Here is a 17,889-nt window from a genome sequence, read left to right on the forward strand (position 1 = left end):
AATAAAAATTATTCGGCTAGTTTATAAACCCTAACATAATCGATGGTCATTTTTTGAGGAAATGAAGTATCAACAGTAGGGAATCCGACAAAAGTTCCTCCAACTGCAATATTCATAATCATATAAAAAGGTTGGTTAAAAACCCATTCGCCTTCAGCAGATACAGTGCTTTTAGTTAATCTTTGGTATAGATACCCATCGACAAAGAAATCAATTTTATCAGCGTCCCATTCTACGGCAAAAATGTGAAAGTCTTTATCGAAACGATTGTTCATCAATGCATAAAAATCTGTTATGGCATTGCCTCCCGAATAACCTGGACCATGGAGTGTACCATATACGATGCTCGGCTGGTTTCCTTTAATCTCCATAATATCGATTTCACCACATTGCGGCCAAGGAGTGGTATCAATATTGGCACCAAGCATCCAAAATGCAGGCCAAATTCCAGGACCATAAGGCGATTTAATCCTCGCTTCAAAACGGCCATAGGCTTGAGTATAAAGTCCTTGAGTTTTGACTCTTGCCGATGTAAAAGCGGAACCACCCAAACTTTCGTTTTTGGCCGTAATAACTAAATTTCCTACTCCATCTAATGAAACATTTTCAGGACGATTGGTATAATATTGCAATTCCTGATTGCCCCATCCCCCATTTCCTATATCGTATGTCCATTTTTTGGCATCCGGTAGCATTCCAGATGTACCATCGAACTCATCACTCCAAGTCAGTTCCCAATTACGCTGATCCAATTTTTGACCGGTATCTGAACTGCATCCTACTAATGAAAACAGTATAACGATCGCTGTTGCAATGGTCAGAGTAAAACTTTTAGCTGTTAAATATTTTTTCATGATCTATATTTTTATTAATTACGGAAATAGATGTTGTCTAGGAAGATAGTACCATTGCCATCAAATTTTAACTGAATAATATTCCCTAAATTCACTGGTGAAAAAGCCGTTAAAGGGATATCGATACTTCTCCATCCATTTACCGAAGGCGCAGGACCAGTAGGAACTGTTAATGTAAAAGCTTTCTCAACAGGGCCAGGGCTAATGAGGTAAACTTTTAAACTGCTAGAATTGGAAGAATAATAATCTAAGTGCAACTGTGTTTTAGAGGTTACATTTACGCTACTGCCCAACTGTATTCCCTGGTAATTGAGATTAGCATATTTTAGGGTGTTGTTTCCAGCTATAGGTACTTGAGTAACTACCGTAGCTTGACCCCAATTGGGATTAAAATCAGTTCCCGCGACATTGGTGTATGCATCACTGAACACCGATGTCACATTAGCCGTAGGAACGGTAGGCGTTGGTGCGGCCGTGGTTGGCGTGGCAGGAATAATACTTCCATCATTGTAGAAATAAATATTATCTGCATAAAAATTAGTAATGTTGGTTCCTTCGAAAATGATTTGACCAATATGTGTTTTGCTAGTCAAACCTGTATAACTTGACAGAGGAATGTTTAGTCCAATCCAACTTTTTGTAACCAAGGTAGGGCTTGAAAAGGACACGACAGAACTTTTATCATCTGTACCTCCCGCTACACCATCGGCTCCGAAATCTACTAATTGTACTTTAAAGACCGAACCCGCTGCTATGGCGTTTGGCATATAAAGATCGATGTGCAAGTGCGACATAACCGAAGCATCAACAGTAGGAGAACTGAATTGAATTCCGACAAAATTGAAATTAGTATAGTTCAATACATTATCTCCATTAACGGTAAAATCGGCAGATTTTGTCGTTTGGTACGGTTGCCAATAGCCATTGTAATAGTCAACTGGAATATTAGGATATTTTTCGGTGAATATCGAAATTACTTTTGAAGCATCTTGCGTTGGAATTGGAGCAGGTACATAGGTTCCTGCCGAGTTGATAGTCAAGGATCCTTTTGCAGTACTATCGCCTAATTTTGCTGTAATAACAGCGGTTCCAGCGCCTATAACTTTTACAATTCCGAGTTCATCAACAGTGGCTACTGATGGATTTGATGAAGTAAATACAAAATAAGCTGGTGTAAGATTTACATTTTGGTTCACTCCATTAGGCAAACTGAAAGAAGCAGTCAAACCATCGATTGGGAGCGTTACTCCTATAAAAGAAGTTTCCACTTTATTGGCACCATTCAAAATAGCCCCTTGTCCGGCTGAAATGGTTCCTAATTTTTCGAATTTTACTTCGTCTAACCAAAAGGTGTATCCTTTTCCGTTTTCGGGTCCTTCTGAAACGAATAACATTCCTTTTTCTATTTTCAATTTGGAAGGATCAGGAATTGGAATAATATATTTTTTCCAAACGGTACTTAAAGTTAGACCAGATATAGAGGTTTGATATTTATTAGCTCCAAAATCATTCCCAAAACCGATCACATCGATTGTAGCAGATTGAGTAGATTTAGCCCAAAAAGTCAAAGCATCATAACCTGATAAATCTCTACCAACCTCTGTAAAATAGGATCCCCCAACATAAGCGCCTGCAGGATCATTTACGTTCGGGACATCAAAACGCATGGACGCGGCAGTCTTATTATAAGACACTTGATCATCTACTTGGAAACCTAAAATAACAGTCCCTCCAAAGGCAGCAAAATTGAGACCTGGGCTAAATGTATCGATAAATACATCGGGATTAACAGAATATTTAGCTGGTTGTAAATCCGCATCATCATTCTGACATCCCCAAACTAGCAGTAAACCCATCAGGGCAAAAACTGCTTTATTTAATTTTATTTCTAGGATTGTTCTCATTTTTATATTTTTATTTAGTTACCAATGTTTATGTGTAAATAGGTTCTAATTTCCCATTCTTGCCCGTTTGAAAATCCGATAGCTGTTGGGTCTGGCACCCACATTCCAGAAGGATCTAAAGTTTGAGTAGGGTTATAACGTGGAGAGTATTGATCTAAAGAACGCCAAGTCCCGCGAATTCCCAGACTAGTGTTTGGCAGAATAAACCAATCGGGTTTTCCGATATTGAACGAGATATCCGCCATCAATTGCAATGGGTATGTCAAGTTGAAATCTCTATGGTAATCAAATGGTCCCCAATCGTTGACTTTTACAAATGAAGTCAATTTGACTTTTTTGTACAGCATTCTTAAATCCAAACCATAACGATCTATTGTTCGGGCATCACTACCATTGGCTTGAGATGGTCCGCCATAAATGGTGCCAATAAAACCAAGATCAGGACTTAGTTTTGAAACAATTCGTGCATTGGTTTCCCATAAATCTTTGGCCGGTGGCGCTCCATTAAAAGCGAAAGTAGAACGGTCGGCTTGAAAACCAATAGCAGCATCCTGAGTTGTAGGCAAATGACGGAATACAAATCCTGCACTTACGGCAAATTTGGAATCCTCTGAACGGTCATTTTCCCAATCATACATCCAAGTACCCGGTGTTGGATCGAAAGTGAACAATATTTCGCTTGCTACTTGTTCTCTATTGGCTCTCACCACAAATGGGTCGTCTAAAATATTACGTGGTCTTCCAGGAGCAGGAACATCTGTAGCGATAGGGCCTTCCAAAGGTTTTTGCCACAGAAAGTTTGGTGCAATTTGTAATTTTCCGATAGTATAGGTCAAACCAGTTAACAAATTGTACTGGTTTCCACTACCGCTGTCTTTAAGTCTCCAACCGGTAAAAGTCTGCGTTAAATCGGCTCCACCTCCAGCAACCAATCCTTGAGCAGCTGCTTGAGCATACCAATTGATTTGTCCACCAGTATAAGTCACTTTCATTTTACCACCCAAATTATCTTTCGTTTCAATTTGATTGATATAGACTTGCTGATTGGCTCCTTCCCCTCGTACTACTTGATAATCTCGACCGTGAAGTGGCTGGCCGGCCCAAATAGCGCCTAAATCAACAGCAAATTTTCCAAATTTTCTGTTTACATGTGCGGTAAAACGTCTTGTTTTGGGCTGTGGAATTGCATAAGAAGTTTGTGTGTTAGTCCTTTGGGTTAAATCTTCGTGAAAAATCCCAGTGAAATCAAATTTTCCAATTGTTTTGGAGTATTTAAGTAAAACCGCTGGATTCGCTCCCCACCAAAGTTCAGGTCCCATCGCTAATTTAAATCCCTTAAACATTTTCTTTCCTTCAATTTCTAATCCATAAGGAGCTCTACCTTGATAAATATCTAAATTAGGTCCATAATTGGCTTCAGGATATAGGCCAAAGAAATCGCCTTCATAACCCCAATGATAGTGTCCGGTTCTATAAAATCCGTCTAGTTTGAATAATTTATCATCCCATTTGTAGCTTGCTCTATAAAGTTCCACTCGATTATTATCTTCTAAAGAGATGGTTCCATCAGGGCTTTCTACTTGCACAGGTCTTCCTCTATTTTCATAAAAAATTTCATCAATTGGATTCAATGCTACATTACCTAAAACATTGAATTCAACGTTGGCGGTCATATTAGCACTGGGACTTCCTTCGACACCTATAAAAAAAGATTGCATATTATCGAAACCCAATTGGTTAGGATAGGTAGTCGTATTTGGAACAGGATCTTTAGGAGTTGTGATTAAATCGCCTCCTGTACTGAAGGTGGTGATTTCTGCAGACAACCTCGATAGTCTAATTTTTGAGTTTTTTGAACTATCCAACGCTGCTTTATCACCTCTGGCTCGTAAAGTGGCATCTAAAATTTGAATAGTATCAAAATGGTGTTCTACATCTGCTAGCTTTTTTCCATTGGAATACGGGTTAAACTGATGTACTTCTTTCAGTACATAGTAAGCGGATCGTGGGTACAATTGATAATTGCCATTTACATCTGTAGGACCTTTGGCGCAAATACCAAACCATTCTTCATTCATGTTATTTTCGCCTTTCACATAATCAAAAGCGTAACCTCCATTCGCCCAAGAGGCATTAGTATCGTGTACGTCTAAGAGTTTTGTTTGCCCATATTTCCACCAACCATCACTAAATTGAAAAGTAAAGCCCCCCAAACAATTTCCGCTTTTACCGATACCGGCGGCGTTTTCATAGATTTCCTTCCAATTGCCTTTGAGCAAAGCTGCTTGTGCATTTTGATCTTCCTGATTAGTTACCGCATTAAAAGCATCTGAACCAAATTCAGCGAATAGAATTGGTTTGCCATATTCTTTTTTAACTCTTTCGAATACATCACCAAACGAAATACCACGATACACATTCAAACCTAAGATATCCACATCCGGGCATTCCTTGGCAATTAAATCAAGAAAAAGCAAATCCCCATTACAAATCCCTATTGGATGTGATTTGTCGATGGCTTTCATAGCGAGGGTCGCTTCATTGAATAATTTATACATCGATTCGGCACGTACTGTAGATTTTCTATCCTCGATAGGAATATCTTCTGTTTCGGCTCCATCCCAAAACAACCCATAATTATTTTCATTACCCAATAAAAATAACAACAAACCTTTGGTATCCTTATACTCGGCAGCCATTTGTTTTACTTCTTCCAGAAGCAATGCGCGGGTCGCAGGGTTAGAATATTCGGTATTCACTACCCAAGTGCCGTTTAAAGTCAATCCATACCGACCAAAAGTATGGTTGAGCATGGTGTAAATTCCGTATTTGGTATAAATGTATTCAATCCATTTTTTAGGTATCCCTGAATATACTCTGATGGTGTTGACCCCCATATTTTTCAAAAGCCCCATCTCATCATCCAGCGCTTTTGTAATAAGTTCGTCTTTTTGTTTCCACAAACTGTAATTAAAATTCGCACCAATAGGCACATAATCCCAATTTACCCCATTGATCATGAGCTCTTGTCCATTTGCTTTAAGTTTGGTTCCTTCAGTGGTATTTACCAATTGGATTTGATCCGATTGTGCAAACAAAGAAATAGAACAACTAAAAAGCGTGAGTAAAAAAATAACCTTTTTCATACTAGATGTAGTTTTGAATGTTTGAATAATTTTTGAATTCGAAAGTCCGAAAAATAGAATATTGTAAATTTAAAGGAATAAACTAGAGTTTCTGCAAAAACAACCACAACAAAAAACATACAATGCAAAAAAAAGCGTCTTAAAGTTTTGATACTTAAATAAAACTTTGTGTTTATTGAAGAAAATGCTGCACAAAAAATCATAATTGTGCTCCTACCAACTCCTAAAAAAACGATAATGTTGTGGTGATGTATAGTTAAATTTTAAGAAATAAACCTAAACTATACAGCCAAGATATACTCAACAAGTCCTTGTTCGTGATGTAAATCCATTTTTTTACGCAAACGATATCTTTTTATCTCTACACTGCGGAGTGATATATTCAGTAAAGGCGCAATTTCCTTGGATGATAGATTCAATCGAAGGTAAGCGCAAAGTCTTAAATCATTGGGAGTTAATAGCGGGTGTTCCTGTTTGATTTTTTTCAAAAAGTCTTTATCAGCTACATCAAATGCTTCCTTAAATACTTTCCAAGAATCCTCTTCGGTAATATTTTTGTTGATGGTTCGAATCACTGATTTTACACTCAAGCTGGCGCTATTTTCGGTTGTTTTTTTCAAATCCTCCTTGATAAAAGCGAGCAATTCATTTTTACTATTCAAACTCATCGTTGAGGCTGCCAACTCTTTGTTTTTCAAATCGACATCGAGCGCAAGCTTTTCATTTTCCAACTTCATAAATTGTTGTTCCATTTCCAGCTCTTTAATTTCGAGTAATCTGTTGTTTTCTTCGATTAACTTTTCTCTTTGTTTATGGTAATAACGTCTGTACGCTTTATGAATGTAATAAGAACCTACCATCAGTAATAGAAAATAGATAAAAAGTGCCAAATTTGTTCTGTAAAATGGTTTTAATATCGTGAAAGAATAAATCGCAGTATTTTCTATAGCAGAATTAGCAAATTTAGCCCGCACCTTGAAAACATAGTCGCCGGGTGAAAGATTTTTGAAATTCGCCGTTGATTTAGTACCCCATTCGCTCCAATCCTCTTGAAAACCCTCTAAAAGATACTGATATTCTGCTTTGATATATTTATTGTATTCGGGTACTGAGTAATCAAATGAAATATTATTTTCGCTGAACCGAAACTCTCCTTCATTTTTCACAGACTGATAATTTGATTTTTCTCCTAATTTATTGGTTGTAACCTCCGTGATAGATACCGTATAATTCTGGGAGGCTAGATCACTAATATTCAAAACATAATAGCCATCTGTTGTACCTATTAAATAATCAAAATTCGAAATTTGTGTAATATTTTCAAAACCAGGCATCGCATTGGTCAAAGAAGCAGGAATAGGAATCACATTTTGTTTGAGCTGATTGCTCACTTTACTTAACGAAAAATAATGGATGTAATTTTTAGAAAATAACCAAATTTTATTCGAATTATCAACAATCATTTTTCCCGAAGTATATTGGTCTTTTTCAAATACCGAACTCAATAATTTGTCTTTATCAAATTGCTTAGTCTTAGCATTCAATTTAAAAATACCTTCTTTGTAAGCGTAATAAATTGTGTTATTAAATTTGACCAAACCTGAATTTTTGCCACTTTTCGGAGAACCATAAGTGGACAGTGCTCGTACATTTAGCAATTTCGGATCCAATTGCAGTCTAAAAAGCCCTTGTTTCTCGTGGCTTACATAGACATTCAGTGCATTATCGATTTCGAAATATCTGGAGGAGTAATCAAAGCCCTTAATTTTATTTCTGAATATCCATTGATTATTTACTTTTTCGATGACCGATACACCGGAATAATTTCCTTGCAGTAAGACCGACTTTTGATTCGGTATTGTTTGAATTTTCCAGGTTCCTGAGCTCGAATAAATATTTTTGGCATTGGCATCATTGATTACGAATGTACCCGAATCGTGACCGCAAAATAAAGTGCCATCATGTTCAAATAAGGACCAAACCTGACCTTTAGTTCCATTAATCAGCGTGAATCCTTCATTGGTTGCGCTGTTTTTGTAAAACAAACCTTGATTGGTTCCAATGTAGAGCTTGTTTTGATAGATTTTAGCCGCATAAACAGTTCCTAAATTCCCGGTTTCATCTGTTCGACTATGGATCGGGGATTGCAGATTTATACAATTGATTCCGTTATCTGAACCCACCCAAAGATTTTTATCAAAATCTTCAAATAAAGATAATGCTGTGTTATTGGTAAGGCCGGTAACTTGAGTGATATGGTATTTTAAATTACCTTCTTTGTTTAAAATAAATATACCTTTCGAAACCGTTCCGATGACTAGACTGCCGTCCGATAATCGAATACTACTATACACATTGGTCGAGGCTAATTCCCCATCGATCGCCGTCGCATATTTCGTCAAAACGGCATTTGCTAGTTTGTAAAAGCCATTGAATTCAGTCTGAATCAAAAGCCCCTCATCAATAGAGAAGATGTTAACAATTCGATTTTTTTGCAGCACCAGATTGTCCGAAACCAACTTACTTTTGCCACTTTCAATTTCGAAAAGTCCACCATTTAAGGATTGAAAATAAATCGAGTTGTTTACTTTGTATGATTTTGTAATACCATTTTTGGTTGGCACGATGATTAGGGTTCCTTTTAGAGAATCAAAAATAAAAATTCTATTCAAAGACTGAAAAACCACCCATTGATCGTAACTGATTATGTTCCAAAGGATTTCGTCGTTTATAAACTTGTTTTTAATTTTAGAACTAAGTGAAGTGTATTTTAGCCTGCCATTGACTTGTCTTTTCCAGAAGCCAAATTCCATATAACAGCCCGTGTAAATTCGGTCTCCAATAATTTTTACCGACCGGATAATGGTTTCATTAGGCGAAGGATAAAGTGACCAACTGGAACCATTAAATTCTAACAGCCCTTCATTATTGGCAAAATAAAGATATTGATTGGTGTCTTGAGAAATCATCCAATTTTGATTTCCCCCCTCATAACTTATTGGGGAATATTTGATTATTGGCGGTAATTCTTGGGAAATACCGATAGAAAAATGAAACAAAAAAGCAAAAGAAATAAATCTAAGAAGACGATTATTCATCATTTGATTAAGAAATTGAAAATTTTGTTTTATAAAAATAGAAATAATTATGGGATAAAAACAATAAAGGCACGTTTTTTTGAAACGTGCCTTTAAAAACAAAACTATTTAACCTAAAAACTATTCTTTAACCACTTTTGATGTGCTTACTTTTCCATCAATTTCTGTAGTGACCATGTATACTCCTTTTTGAAGTTCATTGGTTTGCAAAGTTGCTCTGTTACTTTTTGGACTAGCTTTCAAAACCTCTTGACCTAGAATATTATAAACCGATACTCTTTGTATTTCACTGTTAGCTTCTATAGTCAAAGTGTTTTTCACTGGATTAGGATACATTTTCACACTTGAAGTTTCAAATTTTGAAGTTCCTAAAGCCGTTCCTTTGTAAATATAAACATTGTCAAAATAAACAATACCCAAATTAGAGGTAACAATAAACTGTGCGATATTATTTCTTGCTCCCACTGTCCAGGCTGATAAAGGCATGTCCAAAGAAATCCAAGTACCAGGATTAGGATTAGGTAAAGCAGGGTTGCTTCCATTAGTTGTAGAAAACTCAATAGCGTTTAATTCACCTGTATTATCTGCTTTAAAGTTTGAAAGCTTCAAATTATAACTTTTATCCAAAGTTGCTGTAGAAGTCCAAATATCCATATGAAAACGTTCCATCGCGCTCAAATCTTTATGATTTGCCAGAGTACTAAAATCAACACCGATGAAACCATCTCCAGCGTGATCCACTTTTTTGGTAGCATTACCAGCAATCATAACATCTTGAACAACTTTTCCGGTGGGTGCATACCAGATTGGAGCTGCATTCCAATTATCAATAGTAATATTAGCGTATGCATTGCTAAATATTGAAATTACGTCAGCGGCGTTTCTGTTAGGAGGAGTTGGAGCAGCAACAGTTGGGACTGGCTCAACAGGAGGAACACCAAGGGGTCCTTTAATATTATCTACATAAAAAGTTCTTGCGGGAGTAGTTACATTGGGAAAGAATGACGTTTCACCAGCTTTCCAGTAGGCATGAATTACAAACGAATTATAAATACCATTTGCCATAGGCGCTTTGCCATCTAAAGCAGTATTAAAGGTAAAAGAAAGGGTTTGCCATTGACCATTACCGTTATGAGTAACTTCTGCTGCTGCTTCAGGCGCACCAGAAACACCACCATTTACTTTTACCAAAAATGTAATTGGTGTAAATGAAAGTACATCCATAGTCATCGTTTTGGTTGTTGTCAAACCAACAGGAGATGTTAAATTTAAATTGATTCCTTGCCAAGGCTCAGGACTTGCACTTCCCACAATTTTTAGTACTTGTGACGTGTTAGTTAAAGTACCAGCTTCAACAACCGGAGCTGGCATATTGCCGAAAGGACCTCCATTTACGCCCCCACTTTCTCCAGTTTCAAATCCTAACAAAAGATTTTGAGAGTATCCAAAGGACGCTGTCAATAGAACCACCAAAACTAAAATTGATTTCAATTTTAAAGTAATTTTTTTCATAATAAATAAATTTTTAAGTTAATATTCAAATGTAAGCAATCCTCATCTTATTGATATTTTGTTGAACTATACAAAAACTATACAAAACAAAAAAGGACGAAAACGTTTGAAATCATTACGTATATAGGTTTTAAGCTAAAAATTCTGTCAACATTTCAACTACTAAAAAAACTCATTGTTGTGGTAATGTTGTGTTACTATTATGTAAATGTTAATTATTTATCCTATTTAAATTTAGAAATTGACAAAAAAACAATACTAAAAAAACTGTTTTGACAGTTCATTAACAAAATACCTGATATTTTCCAAACTATTGATTAGTACCAATTCCTTTTTAGAACTTAGCTCTGGACGAGTGACAAATAGAAATTATAATTAAAAAATCATTATTGTCCGATTAAAATTGCAATGAAACTAAAATCGCCAGTAAATATCGTCCCTATGGACATTAAAAGGCGAATGATTTGTTTTTTAACTACCAACATTTTACGCCTAACGGAGCGTACCGCGTAGAGGTTAAATGTTGACAGCAAGAAGATTGCGAATAGTACATTTGTCCCTCAGAGAATACACGTGTATTTGATCGGACAACGGTGCAAAAAAATAAAACCTTAAATTATTTAAAACCAATATCTTAAATTAACTGTTTGCTGTAAGGAGAAAGAAAACATAGAAAATGAGCATAACCAACGGTTTCAAAATTGGAACTTCAGCGAAATTTTTAAAGGTTCAATTTGTTGTACCTCCCTTGTTTTAACTCCACCCCTACTAAAAAACTAATTATATACTCAAAAAATAAAAATATAATCGTAATATTGCAATATAAATATATAACGATGGGAACAACTAAAACGGACGGTTTTACAGAAAAACAAAATGAACTCGCGATTCTTGCCAAAGCATTGGGACATCCTGCACGAATCGCCATTATAGAACACTTGCTCAAAGTGAATTCTTGTATTTGTGGTGAGATTGTCAACGAACTCCCTTTGGCGCAACCTACTATTTCACAACACCTTAAAGAACTCAAAAATGCGGGATTAATCAAAGGAAATTTCGAAGGCGCTTCAATTTGCTATTGCATTGACGCAGGAGGTTTCGAAAAAATAAAAGTTTTTTTTCAAGAGATTTCCAATCATTTGGAGAAAACTAAAAATCAATGTTGTTAATTCGAATAACAGACCTAAAAGGTCTTTAAAACCGGTTTACCTTAACTCTATTAATATTAAAAAGTTTAAACCAAATAGAAAAATTGTTTGTTTTAAGTAGAAAGGCGCTTTGCTTATAAAAGATTTCATAGCTATGTGTAAATAAAATACCTATGAAAACCATTCTAAATTATATTTTTCAATAATCTATGTGGTTAAAAATAGTAATCGATCTCTAAGATTGTTAGTTCTGCTATAGAAAAACGCTAATTTAAATTTAAAACAAAATGAAATGAGCCAACCAAAATTATTGTCTAAACTTAGATGACGATCTAGGCAAATTACATTTGACCAATAAAAAACAATAAATAGATACAAATGAAGCTATCACAAGTAAAAAACATCTTGAAATCGGTTGAAGCGGTAAACTTCATTTTGGCCGACGGAACTTCAGTGCCGGAACATTTTCACGTGACCGAAGTGGGTTTAATCACTAAAAACTTCATCGATTGTGGCGGAACCGTTCGCAAAGAAACCTTGGTCAACTTCCAATTGTGGGATGCCAATGATTTCGAACATCGTTTGAAACCTCAAAAATTATTGAACATCATCGAATTGTCTGAAACCGTTTTGGGCATCGAAGATTTCGAAATTGAAGTGGAATATCAGACACAAACCATCGGCAAATACGATTTGAATTTCAACGGAAACGATTTTGTTTTGCTGAACAAAAAAACGGCTTGTTTGGCCCAAGACCAATGTGGCATTCCTACCGAAAAACAAAAAGTAAAATTATCAGATATTAAAATAGAACAAAGCTGCTGCACGCCTGGCGGAAGCTGTTGTTAATTTTTAAATAATAAAACCAATAGTAAATGACCCCCACAAAAACCATCCTTTTTCCGGCAATTGAAAATGTAATCAAAACTTTAAACTTCGAAAGCATATCCGAAGAACGCAAAACAGTTTTACAACCACTTATAGATTATACTCAAAGAAAAGTCTACAACGGCAAAGAAATTAGACTGAACCTGATTTGTACACACAATTCTAGAAGAAGCCATTTGTCGCAGGTATGGGCACAAACAGCAGCCGCGCATTATGGTATCAAAAACGTGTATTGTTATTCTGGTGGAACTGAAGCCACTGCAATGTTTCCAATGGTAGCCAAAACATTGGAAAAACAAGGCTTTCAAATCGAAACGATAGCAGAAGGAAACAACCCTGTTTATGCCATAAAATATGCTACGAATGCACATCCCGTTATTGGATTCTCTAAAACTTTTGACGACGATTTCAATCCACAAAGCGAGTTTGCAGCGATTCTAACCTGTTCCTCAGCCGATCAAGGTTGTCCGTTTATTGCCGGTGCCGAAGTGCGAATTCCCATCACTTTTGAAGACCCAAAAGCGTTCGACAACACACCTCAACAAGCCGAAAAATACGAAGAAAGAAGTGTGCAAATTGCCACCGAAATGTTTTATGTGTTCTCTAAAATCAAACAATAATTATGTCTGCAAATAATTGTGCCCCAGTGGTAGAAAGAAAAAAACTAGGTTTTCTTGACCGATTTTTGACGCTTTGGATTTTCTTAGCAATGGCATTAGGCGTTTTAATTGGCTATTTTATTCCTTCGACTGGTAATTATATCAACTCTTTTTCTACTGGAACCACTAATATCCCTTTGGCAATAGGCCTAATTTTAATGATGTATCCGCCATTAGCAAAAGTAAAATACGAGCAAATGAACGAAGTATTCAAAAACACTAAAGTTCTAGGAGCTTCCTTATTTTTAAACTGGATTGTTGGACCAATTTTAATGTTTTTCTTGGCATTATTATTATTAAATGGCTATCCTGAATATATGATTGGTGTAATCCTTATTGGATTAGCACGTTGCATTGCGATGGTTGTTGTTTGGAATGATTTAGCCGATGGAAATCGAGAATATGCAGCAGGATTAATCGCCTTGAATAGTATTTTTCAAGTATTATTTTATAGCGTTTATGCTTACGTTTTTATCACTATACTTCCACCCTATTTTGGTTACACCGGTTTTGAAGTCAATATCAGTATTGGACAAATCGCCGAAAGTGTTGGGATATATTTGGGAATACCTTTTGCCTTGGGAGTTATCAGTCGCTACTCCTTAATTGCACTCAAAGGTTCGGAATGGTTTGAGACTAAATACGTTCCTGTTATTTCTCCAATAACCTTGATTTCATTATTGTTTACGATTGTTTTAATGTTCAGTTTAAAAGGAGAATTAATCGTTCAAATTCCTTTTGATGTTTTACGAATTGCACTACCGTTGGTAATTTATTTTGTAATAATGTTCGTGATAAGTTTCTTCATTGGGAAATATTTTGGCGCCGATTATTCAAAATCTACTGCCATTGCATTCACCGCTACAGGAAACAATTTCGAATTGGCGATAGCCGTTGCCATTGGGGTTTTCGGCATCAATAGCGGACAAGCTTTTGCGGGTGTTATTGGCCCATTGGTAGAAGTTCCCGCCTTGATAGCACTGGTCAATATGGCTTTTTGGTTTCGAAAAAAGTATTATTCGAAATAATCCATATTTGAAAAACTATTCCAATACCTCATCTGGTTCTACTGGATTTTGTGTGAAAATCAAAACAATTAAAACTATAATCACAACTATTTTTAAACCATTAAGCTGATTAAGAAAATTAAGGGCTGAAGTATGCTCATTGACACTAGCGAAGCAAACTTAATGTCTTTAATGGTTCGAAAAAAAATAGAATGTTCACAACATTTCCAGTAGTACCAATTACCTTGTCACTTCTTCTATCAAATAAAAGATAGATTTAAAATCGATGCCACTCATTCTTTCAAAACCTATTTCGCAAGTCCTGCTAGTTGAATAACCTTCTGTACAACTTTCAGGAATTTGAGCTTTTAAGTCTTTTAATCCGTGTTCGTTGAGTTCAGGAACTAGGAATCCTCTATCACCTGCAAAACCACAACAATTACTATCAATCATTGTCACTTGATGCGCACAAAGTTGGGACAAAGCCAAAAGCTGGTCCATTTTTCCAATTTTTTTGACAGAACAAACCGGGAAAACCGCAACAGTATCTTTTTTATTTTTTACAGTCAAACGAGGCATCACATAATCCATCATAAATTCGATTGGATCCACGATTTTTAGGTTTTCCGAAAATTCTTCTTTTGAATGATAAAAACACGGACTCATATCATACAAAACGGGATATTTTCCGTTCTCCGACGCTTTCAATAGCGCTGTTTCCAGAGCGTTAGATTGCGAATGATTGGCTTTGGCAAAACCTTTACTAGAAAATGGCATTCCACAACACTGCGCATCCATTTCCTCGGGATAAATTATCGTAAAACCAGCTCGAACCAATAATTGATGGGTAAGTTCCGTCAATTGCAGATCATCTGCTGCTTGAAAACTATTTTTTCCCATACTTCTGTTGATACAAGAAGGGAAATACACTACTTTTAATTCGGAATTAGTATTCATTTTTAATGCTTTTGATTTGTCTTGTGGCTAAAAATTCAGTTGCGAATTTTAAACCAGATACTTTTCACTTTTGAAACAAAATTATAAATAGTTTTAATTTGACCACTTATCTAACAAATCAACATAAAAATTTGTCATTTCACTAGATTCTCCACTTTCTGTTAAACTGGCTACTTCAAGATTTATTAATAAATCAAATATTTCTTCTATTACTTCATCATCCAATTCAATTTTAAAAAAACTGGTTGTTAAATCATTTTTTCTATTATGATTTTCAGCTTTTGGTAATTCATTGTTATTTAGAATATCTAAAAGTTTATTTGAAATTTCTATTTTTTCAACTTTTGAAAGTTCATTTATTGTATTTATAATGGTAATATAATTAAGAGATTTCATTTTGAATTATTTTACAATTTTTTGGAAATACATATTTACAGTGTCTTTATTTTATCGGCTCCTTTGGGCATTTCGGGAATCCATTTGGGTACTTTACCAAAACTAATAAAATGAATTCCATTCGATAATGTGGTCATAATTCGAGTTCCTAAAATAGAATGGAAAAAGGAAACCGCTTTCAATCCTACTCTCAAAACTGCGGTGGTTCCAGCCATAGAAGATCCAATATATTCTGCCACTTTTTTAGAACTGCCGTTCAGTTCGTTTGCCCTCCAAGTTTTTACAAATTTTCCCGTGTCGATATTCACGGGGCAAGCCAAGGCACAAAGTCCATCGGTGGCGCAGGTTTCATCCAATTGATAGGTTACGTCTTTACGAATAGCGGCCAATCGGGTTGGATTCTCATTCGATTCTTCTAATCGGCTGATTTCTCTGGCAATCACGATGCGTTGCCGTGGCGATAAAGTCAAGCCTTCGGAAACACAATACGGTTCGCAAAAACCACATTCCATACATTTGTCAACGATGGCGTGGGATTCGGGCATTGGTTTTAAATTCTTGAGATGCGCTTTCGGATCAGGATTGATTAAAACATCGGGATTGATTTTATTATTCGGATCGAAAATAGTTTTGATGCGTTTCATAATTTCGTAGGCCGCAGTTCCCCATTCTTTCTCTACAAATGGGGCCATATTTCGACCTGTTCCGTGTTCTGCTTTTAGCGAACCATTGAAACGATCGACCACCAAAATGGCTAATTCCGACATCAGTTTTTCGTACCGATCGACTTCGGTTTGGGTTGAAAAATCCTGGGAAAAAACGAAATGCAGATTTCCTTCTAAGGCGTGTCCGAATAAAACGGCATCGTGGTATTCGTATTTTTTGAATAAGTCTTTCAATGCCAAACAAGCCTCAGCCAATTGTGGCAATGGAAAAGCCACATCTTCAATGATTACGGTTGTGCCATTTTTTCGAAGACCTCCGACTGTTGGCAACAGGCCTTTCCGAGCTTTCCAATTGAAATAATATTGTTTGGGATCAGACGTAAATTCATAATCGGTATAAGTCGGAATGGATTGTATTTGCAATCGAATCGCTTCTTGTTTTTGTTGTAAAACTTCCACAGTATTATCACGACATTCGACCAACAAAGCGCAAGCCGATTCGGGCAAGGTTTTAAAATAATCAGGAGCCGCAGGATCATTTTCCACCGAACGGATGGAGTCTCTATCCAATAATTCTACTGCTGCAACCGGAGCAGATTTCAATAAAATCGTAGCATTGCAAGCGTCCTGAATCGTATTGAAAATGAGCAACGAACAGGATTTGAATTTTTCGTCAATCACCGTTTTGAAAGTCACATTCGAAATAAAGGCTAAAGTACCTTCGGAGCCGACCATCAGGTGTTTGATGATTTCAATTGGGTCTTCATAATCGACCAAGGCGTTGATGCTGTACCCAGTAGTGTTTTTTATTTTGAATTTGTTTTTAATGAAATGATACAGCGATTCATCGTTTTTGATGGTATTTCTAAGACTTTCAATTTCTTGAATTAAAGCCTTATGGCTGTTTTTGAAAGCCGCCACAGACTCAGCATCGGAAGTATCGAGCACCGTTCCATCGTTTAAAACTATTCGAATATCAGCTATGGTTTGATACGAGTTTTGAGCCGTACCGCAACACATTCCGCTGGCATTGTTCGCCACGATTCCGCCGATCATTGCTGCATTAATCGATGCAGGATCAGGTCCTATTTTCAATCCGTGAGGCGCCAAGAAAGTGTTCGCTCGCGAGCCAACAATTCCAGGTTCTAATTTAATTTTTTGATTGTTATCTAAAAGTTCAAAATTTTTCCAACCGTGTGTAGCGACCACCAAGACAGAATCCGTAATTGCCTGACCTGACAAACTGGTTCCTGCAGCGCGAAAAGTCAAAGCAATATTGAGCTTTTTGGCTTGTTTTATAATTTCGATTACTTCAGCTTCGTTATGCGCCAGAATGACAATTTCAGGAATCAATCTGTAAAAACTGGCATCGGTTCCGTATGCAAGAGTTTGCAAAGGATTGTCCAAGATTCGTTTTGGATCAATAAATTTCGATAAATTATCTTTTAACTTTTGATAAGACGGAGCTAGCATCGCGATTGTATATTATGTATTATTTGCCAAAGAAGTACATCATTAAAACTTCATTATGATTTAAAATAAGTCATAAGACAAGGATTTTTAGTTGTATCAGAAAGATTAGCATAGTGACTTTAAGCAAGCCCAATAATACAATATCGATACAGCAAGTTTGGGACAAAATAATTTCATTATGT

The 17,889-nt window shown here is 36.2% G+C and carries 12 protein-coding genes; 4 read left to right on the forward strand and 8 right to left on the reverse strand.

Annotated elements, in window-relative coordinates; translation table 11 throughout:
• Positions 1-8: 8 nt before the first annotated feature.
• The 5 genes from E1750_RS04355 to E1750_RS04375 form a co-directional block, all read right to left on the reverse strand.
• Complete coding sequence (locus tag E1750_RS04355) at positions 9-854, reverse strand: glycoside hydrolase family 16 protein (protein ID WP_133275595.1); 846 nt, start codon at positions 852-854, stop codon at positions 9-11.
• A gap of 14 nt (positions 855-868) precedes the next feature.
• Positions 869-2,758, reverse strand: coding sequence for an Ig-like domain-containing protein (locus E1750_RS04360; protein ID WP_133275596.1), 1,890 nt, complete (start codon positions 2,756-2,758; stop codon positions 869-871).
• Between the two features lie 14 nt (positions 2,759-2,772).
• Positions 2,773-5,904, reverse strand: coding sequence for a glycoside hydrolase 5 family protein (locus tag E1750_RS04365; RefSeq protein ID WP_133275597.1), 3,132 nt, complete (start codon positions 5,902-5,904; stop codon positions 2,773-2,775).
• Positions 5,905-6,185: 281 nt separating this feature from the next.
• Positions 6,186-8,873 carry a triple tyrosine motif-containing protein gene (locus E1750_RS04370; RefSeq protein WP_227873961.1) on the reverse strand — a complete coding sequence of 896 codons (2,688 nt, stop codon included), beginning with the start codon at positions 8,871-8,873 and terminating at the stop codon, positions 6,186-6,188.
• 249 nt (positions 8,874-9,122) lie between these two features.
• The gene (locus tag E1750_RS04375) at positions 9,123-10,514 is read right to left on the reverse strand and encodes a T9SS type A sorting domain-containing protein (RefSeq protein WP_133275598.1); all 1,392 of its coding nucleotides are present in this window, start codon (positions 10,512-10,514) and stop codon (positions 9,123-9,125) included.
• Between the two features lie 836 nt (positions 10,515-11,350).
• Here E1750_RS04375 and E1750_RS04380 point away from each other — a divergent pair.
• The 4 genes from E1750_RS04380 (at position 11,351) to arsB (ending at position 14,237) form a co-directional block, all read left to right on the forward strand.
• Positions 11,351-11,683 carry an ArsR/SmtB family transcription factor gene (locus E1750_RS04380; protein WP_133275599.1) on the forward strand — a complete coding sequence of 111 codons (333 nt, stop codon included), beginning with the start codon at positions 11,351-11,353 and terminating at the stop codon, positions 11,681-11,683.
• 357 nt (positions 11,684-12,040) lie between these two features.
• Positions 12,041-12,511, forward strand: coding sequence for a DUF6428 family protein (locus E1750_RS04385; RefSeq protein ID WP_133275600.1), 471 nt, complete (start codon positions 12,041-12,043; stop codon positions 12,509-12,511).
• A gap of 26 nt (positions 12,512-12,537) precedes the next feature.
• Complete coding sequence (locus tag E1750_RS04390; protein ID WP_176582352.1) at positions 12,538-13,170, forward strand: arsenate-mycothiol transferase ArsC; 633 nt, start codon at positions 12,538-12,540, stop codon at positions 13,168-13,170.
• Positions 13,171-13,172: 2 nt separating this feature from the next.
• Positions 13,173-14,237 carry an ACR3 family arsenite efflux transporter gene (gene arsB / locus E1750_RS04395; protein WP_133275601.1) on the forward strand — a complete coding sequence of 355 codons (1,065 nt, stop codon included), beginning with the start codon at positions 13,173-13,175 and terminating at the stop codon, positions 14,235-14,237.
• 219 nt (positions 14,238-14,456) lie between these two features.
• Here arsB and E1750_RS04400 read toward each other — a convergent pair whose 3' ends face one another.
• From E1750_RS04400 to E1750_RS04410, 3 genes are all read right to left on the reverse strand, one after another.
• Positions 14,457-15,173: a (Fe-S)-binding protein gene (locus E1750_RS04400; RefSeq protein WP_133275602.1), complete on the reverse strand. Its 717-nt coding sequence runs from the start codon at positions 15,171-15,173 to the stop codon at positions 14,457-14,459.
• Between the two features lie 93 nt (positions 15,174-15,266).
• Complete coding sequence (locus E1750_RS04405; RefSeq protein ID WP_133275603.1) at positions 15,267-15,569, reverse strand: hypothetical protein; 303 nt, start codon at positions 15,567-15,569, stop codon at positions 15,267-15,269.
• A 35-nt stretch (positions 15,570-15,604) separates the two neighbouring features.
• Entirely contained in the window at positions 15,605-17,707 is a 2,103-nt protein-coding gene (locus E1750_RS04410) for an FAD-binding and (Fe-S)-binding domain-containing protein (RefSeq protein ID WP_133275604.1), read from the reverse strand.
• Between the last annotated feature and the right edge of the window lie 182 nt (positions 17,708-17,889).

Source organism: Flavobacterium nackdongense, assembly GCF_004355225.1.
Taxonomy (GTDB): Bacteria; Bacteroidota; Bacteroidia; order Flavobacteriales; family Flavobacteriaceae; genus Flavobacterium; species Flavobacterium nackdongense.

Bases quoted from the DNA above. Each gene is read 5' to 3' on its own strand.
- E1750_RS04360 (WP_133275596.1), bottom strand. From the start codon at position 2,758: ATGAGAACAATCCTAGAAATAAAATTAAATAAAGCAGTTTTTGCCCTG.
- arsB (WP_133275601.1), top strand. From the start codon at position 13,173: ATGTCTGCAAATAATTGTGCCCCAGTGGTAGAAAGAAAAAAACTAGGT.
- E1750_RS04410 (WP_133275604.1), bottom strand. From the start codon at position 17,707: ATGCTAGCTCCGTCTTATCAAAAGTTAAAAGATAATTTATCGAAATTT.
- E1750_RS04405 (WP_133275603.1), bottom strand. From the start codon at position 15,569: ATGAAATCTCTTAATTATATTACCATTATAAATACAATAAATGAACTT.
- E1750_RS04380 (WP_133275599.1), top strand. From the start codon at position 11,351: ATGGGAACAACTAAAACGGACGGTTTTACAGAAAAACAAAATGAACTC.
- E1750_RS04365 (WP_133275597.1), bottom strand. From the start codon at position 5,904: ATGAAAAAGGTTATTTTTTTACTCACGCTTTTTAGTTGTTCTATTTCT.
- E1750_RS04385 (WP_133275600.1), top strand. From the start codon at position 12,041: ATGAAGCTATCACAAGTAAAAAACATCTTGAAATCGGTTGAAGCGGTA.
- E1750_RS04375 (WP_133275598.1), bottom strand. From the start codon at position 10,514: ATGAAAAAAATTACTTTAAAATTGAAATCAATTTTAGTTTTGGTGGTT.
- E1750_RS04370 (WP_227873961.1), bottom strand. From the start codon at position 8,873: ATGATTTCTCAAGACACCAATCAATATCTTTATTTTGCCAATAATGAA.
- E1750_RS04355 (WP_133275595.1), bottom strand. From the start codon at position 854: ATGAAAAAATATTTAACAGCTAAAAGTTTTACTCTGACCATTGCAACA.
- E1750_RS04400 (WP_133275602.1), bottom strand. From the start codon at position 15,173: ATGAATACTAATTCCGAATTAAAAGTAGTGTATTTCCCTTCTTGTATC.
- E1750_RS04390 (WP_176582352.1), top strand. From the start codon at position 12,538: ATGACCCCCACAAAAACCATCCTTTTTCCGGCAATTGAAAATGTAATC.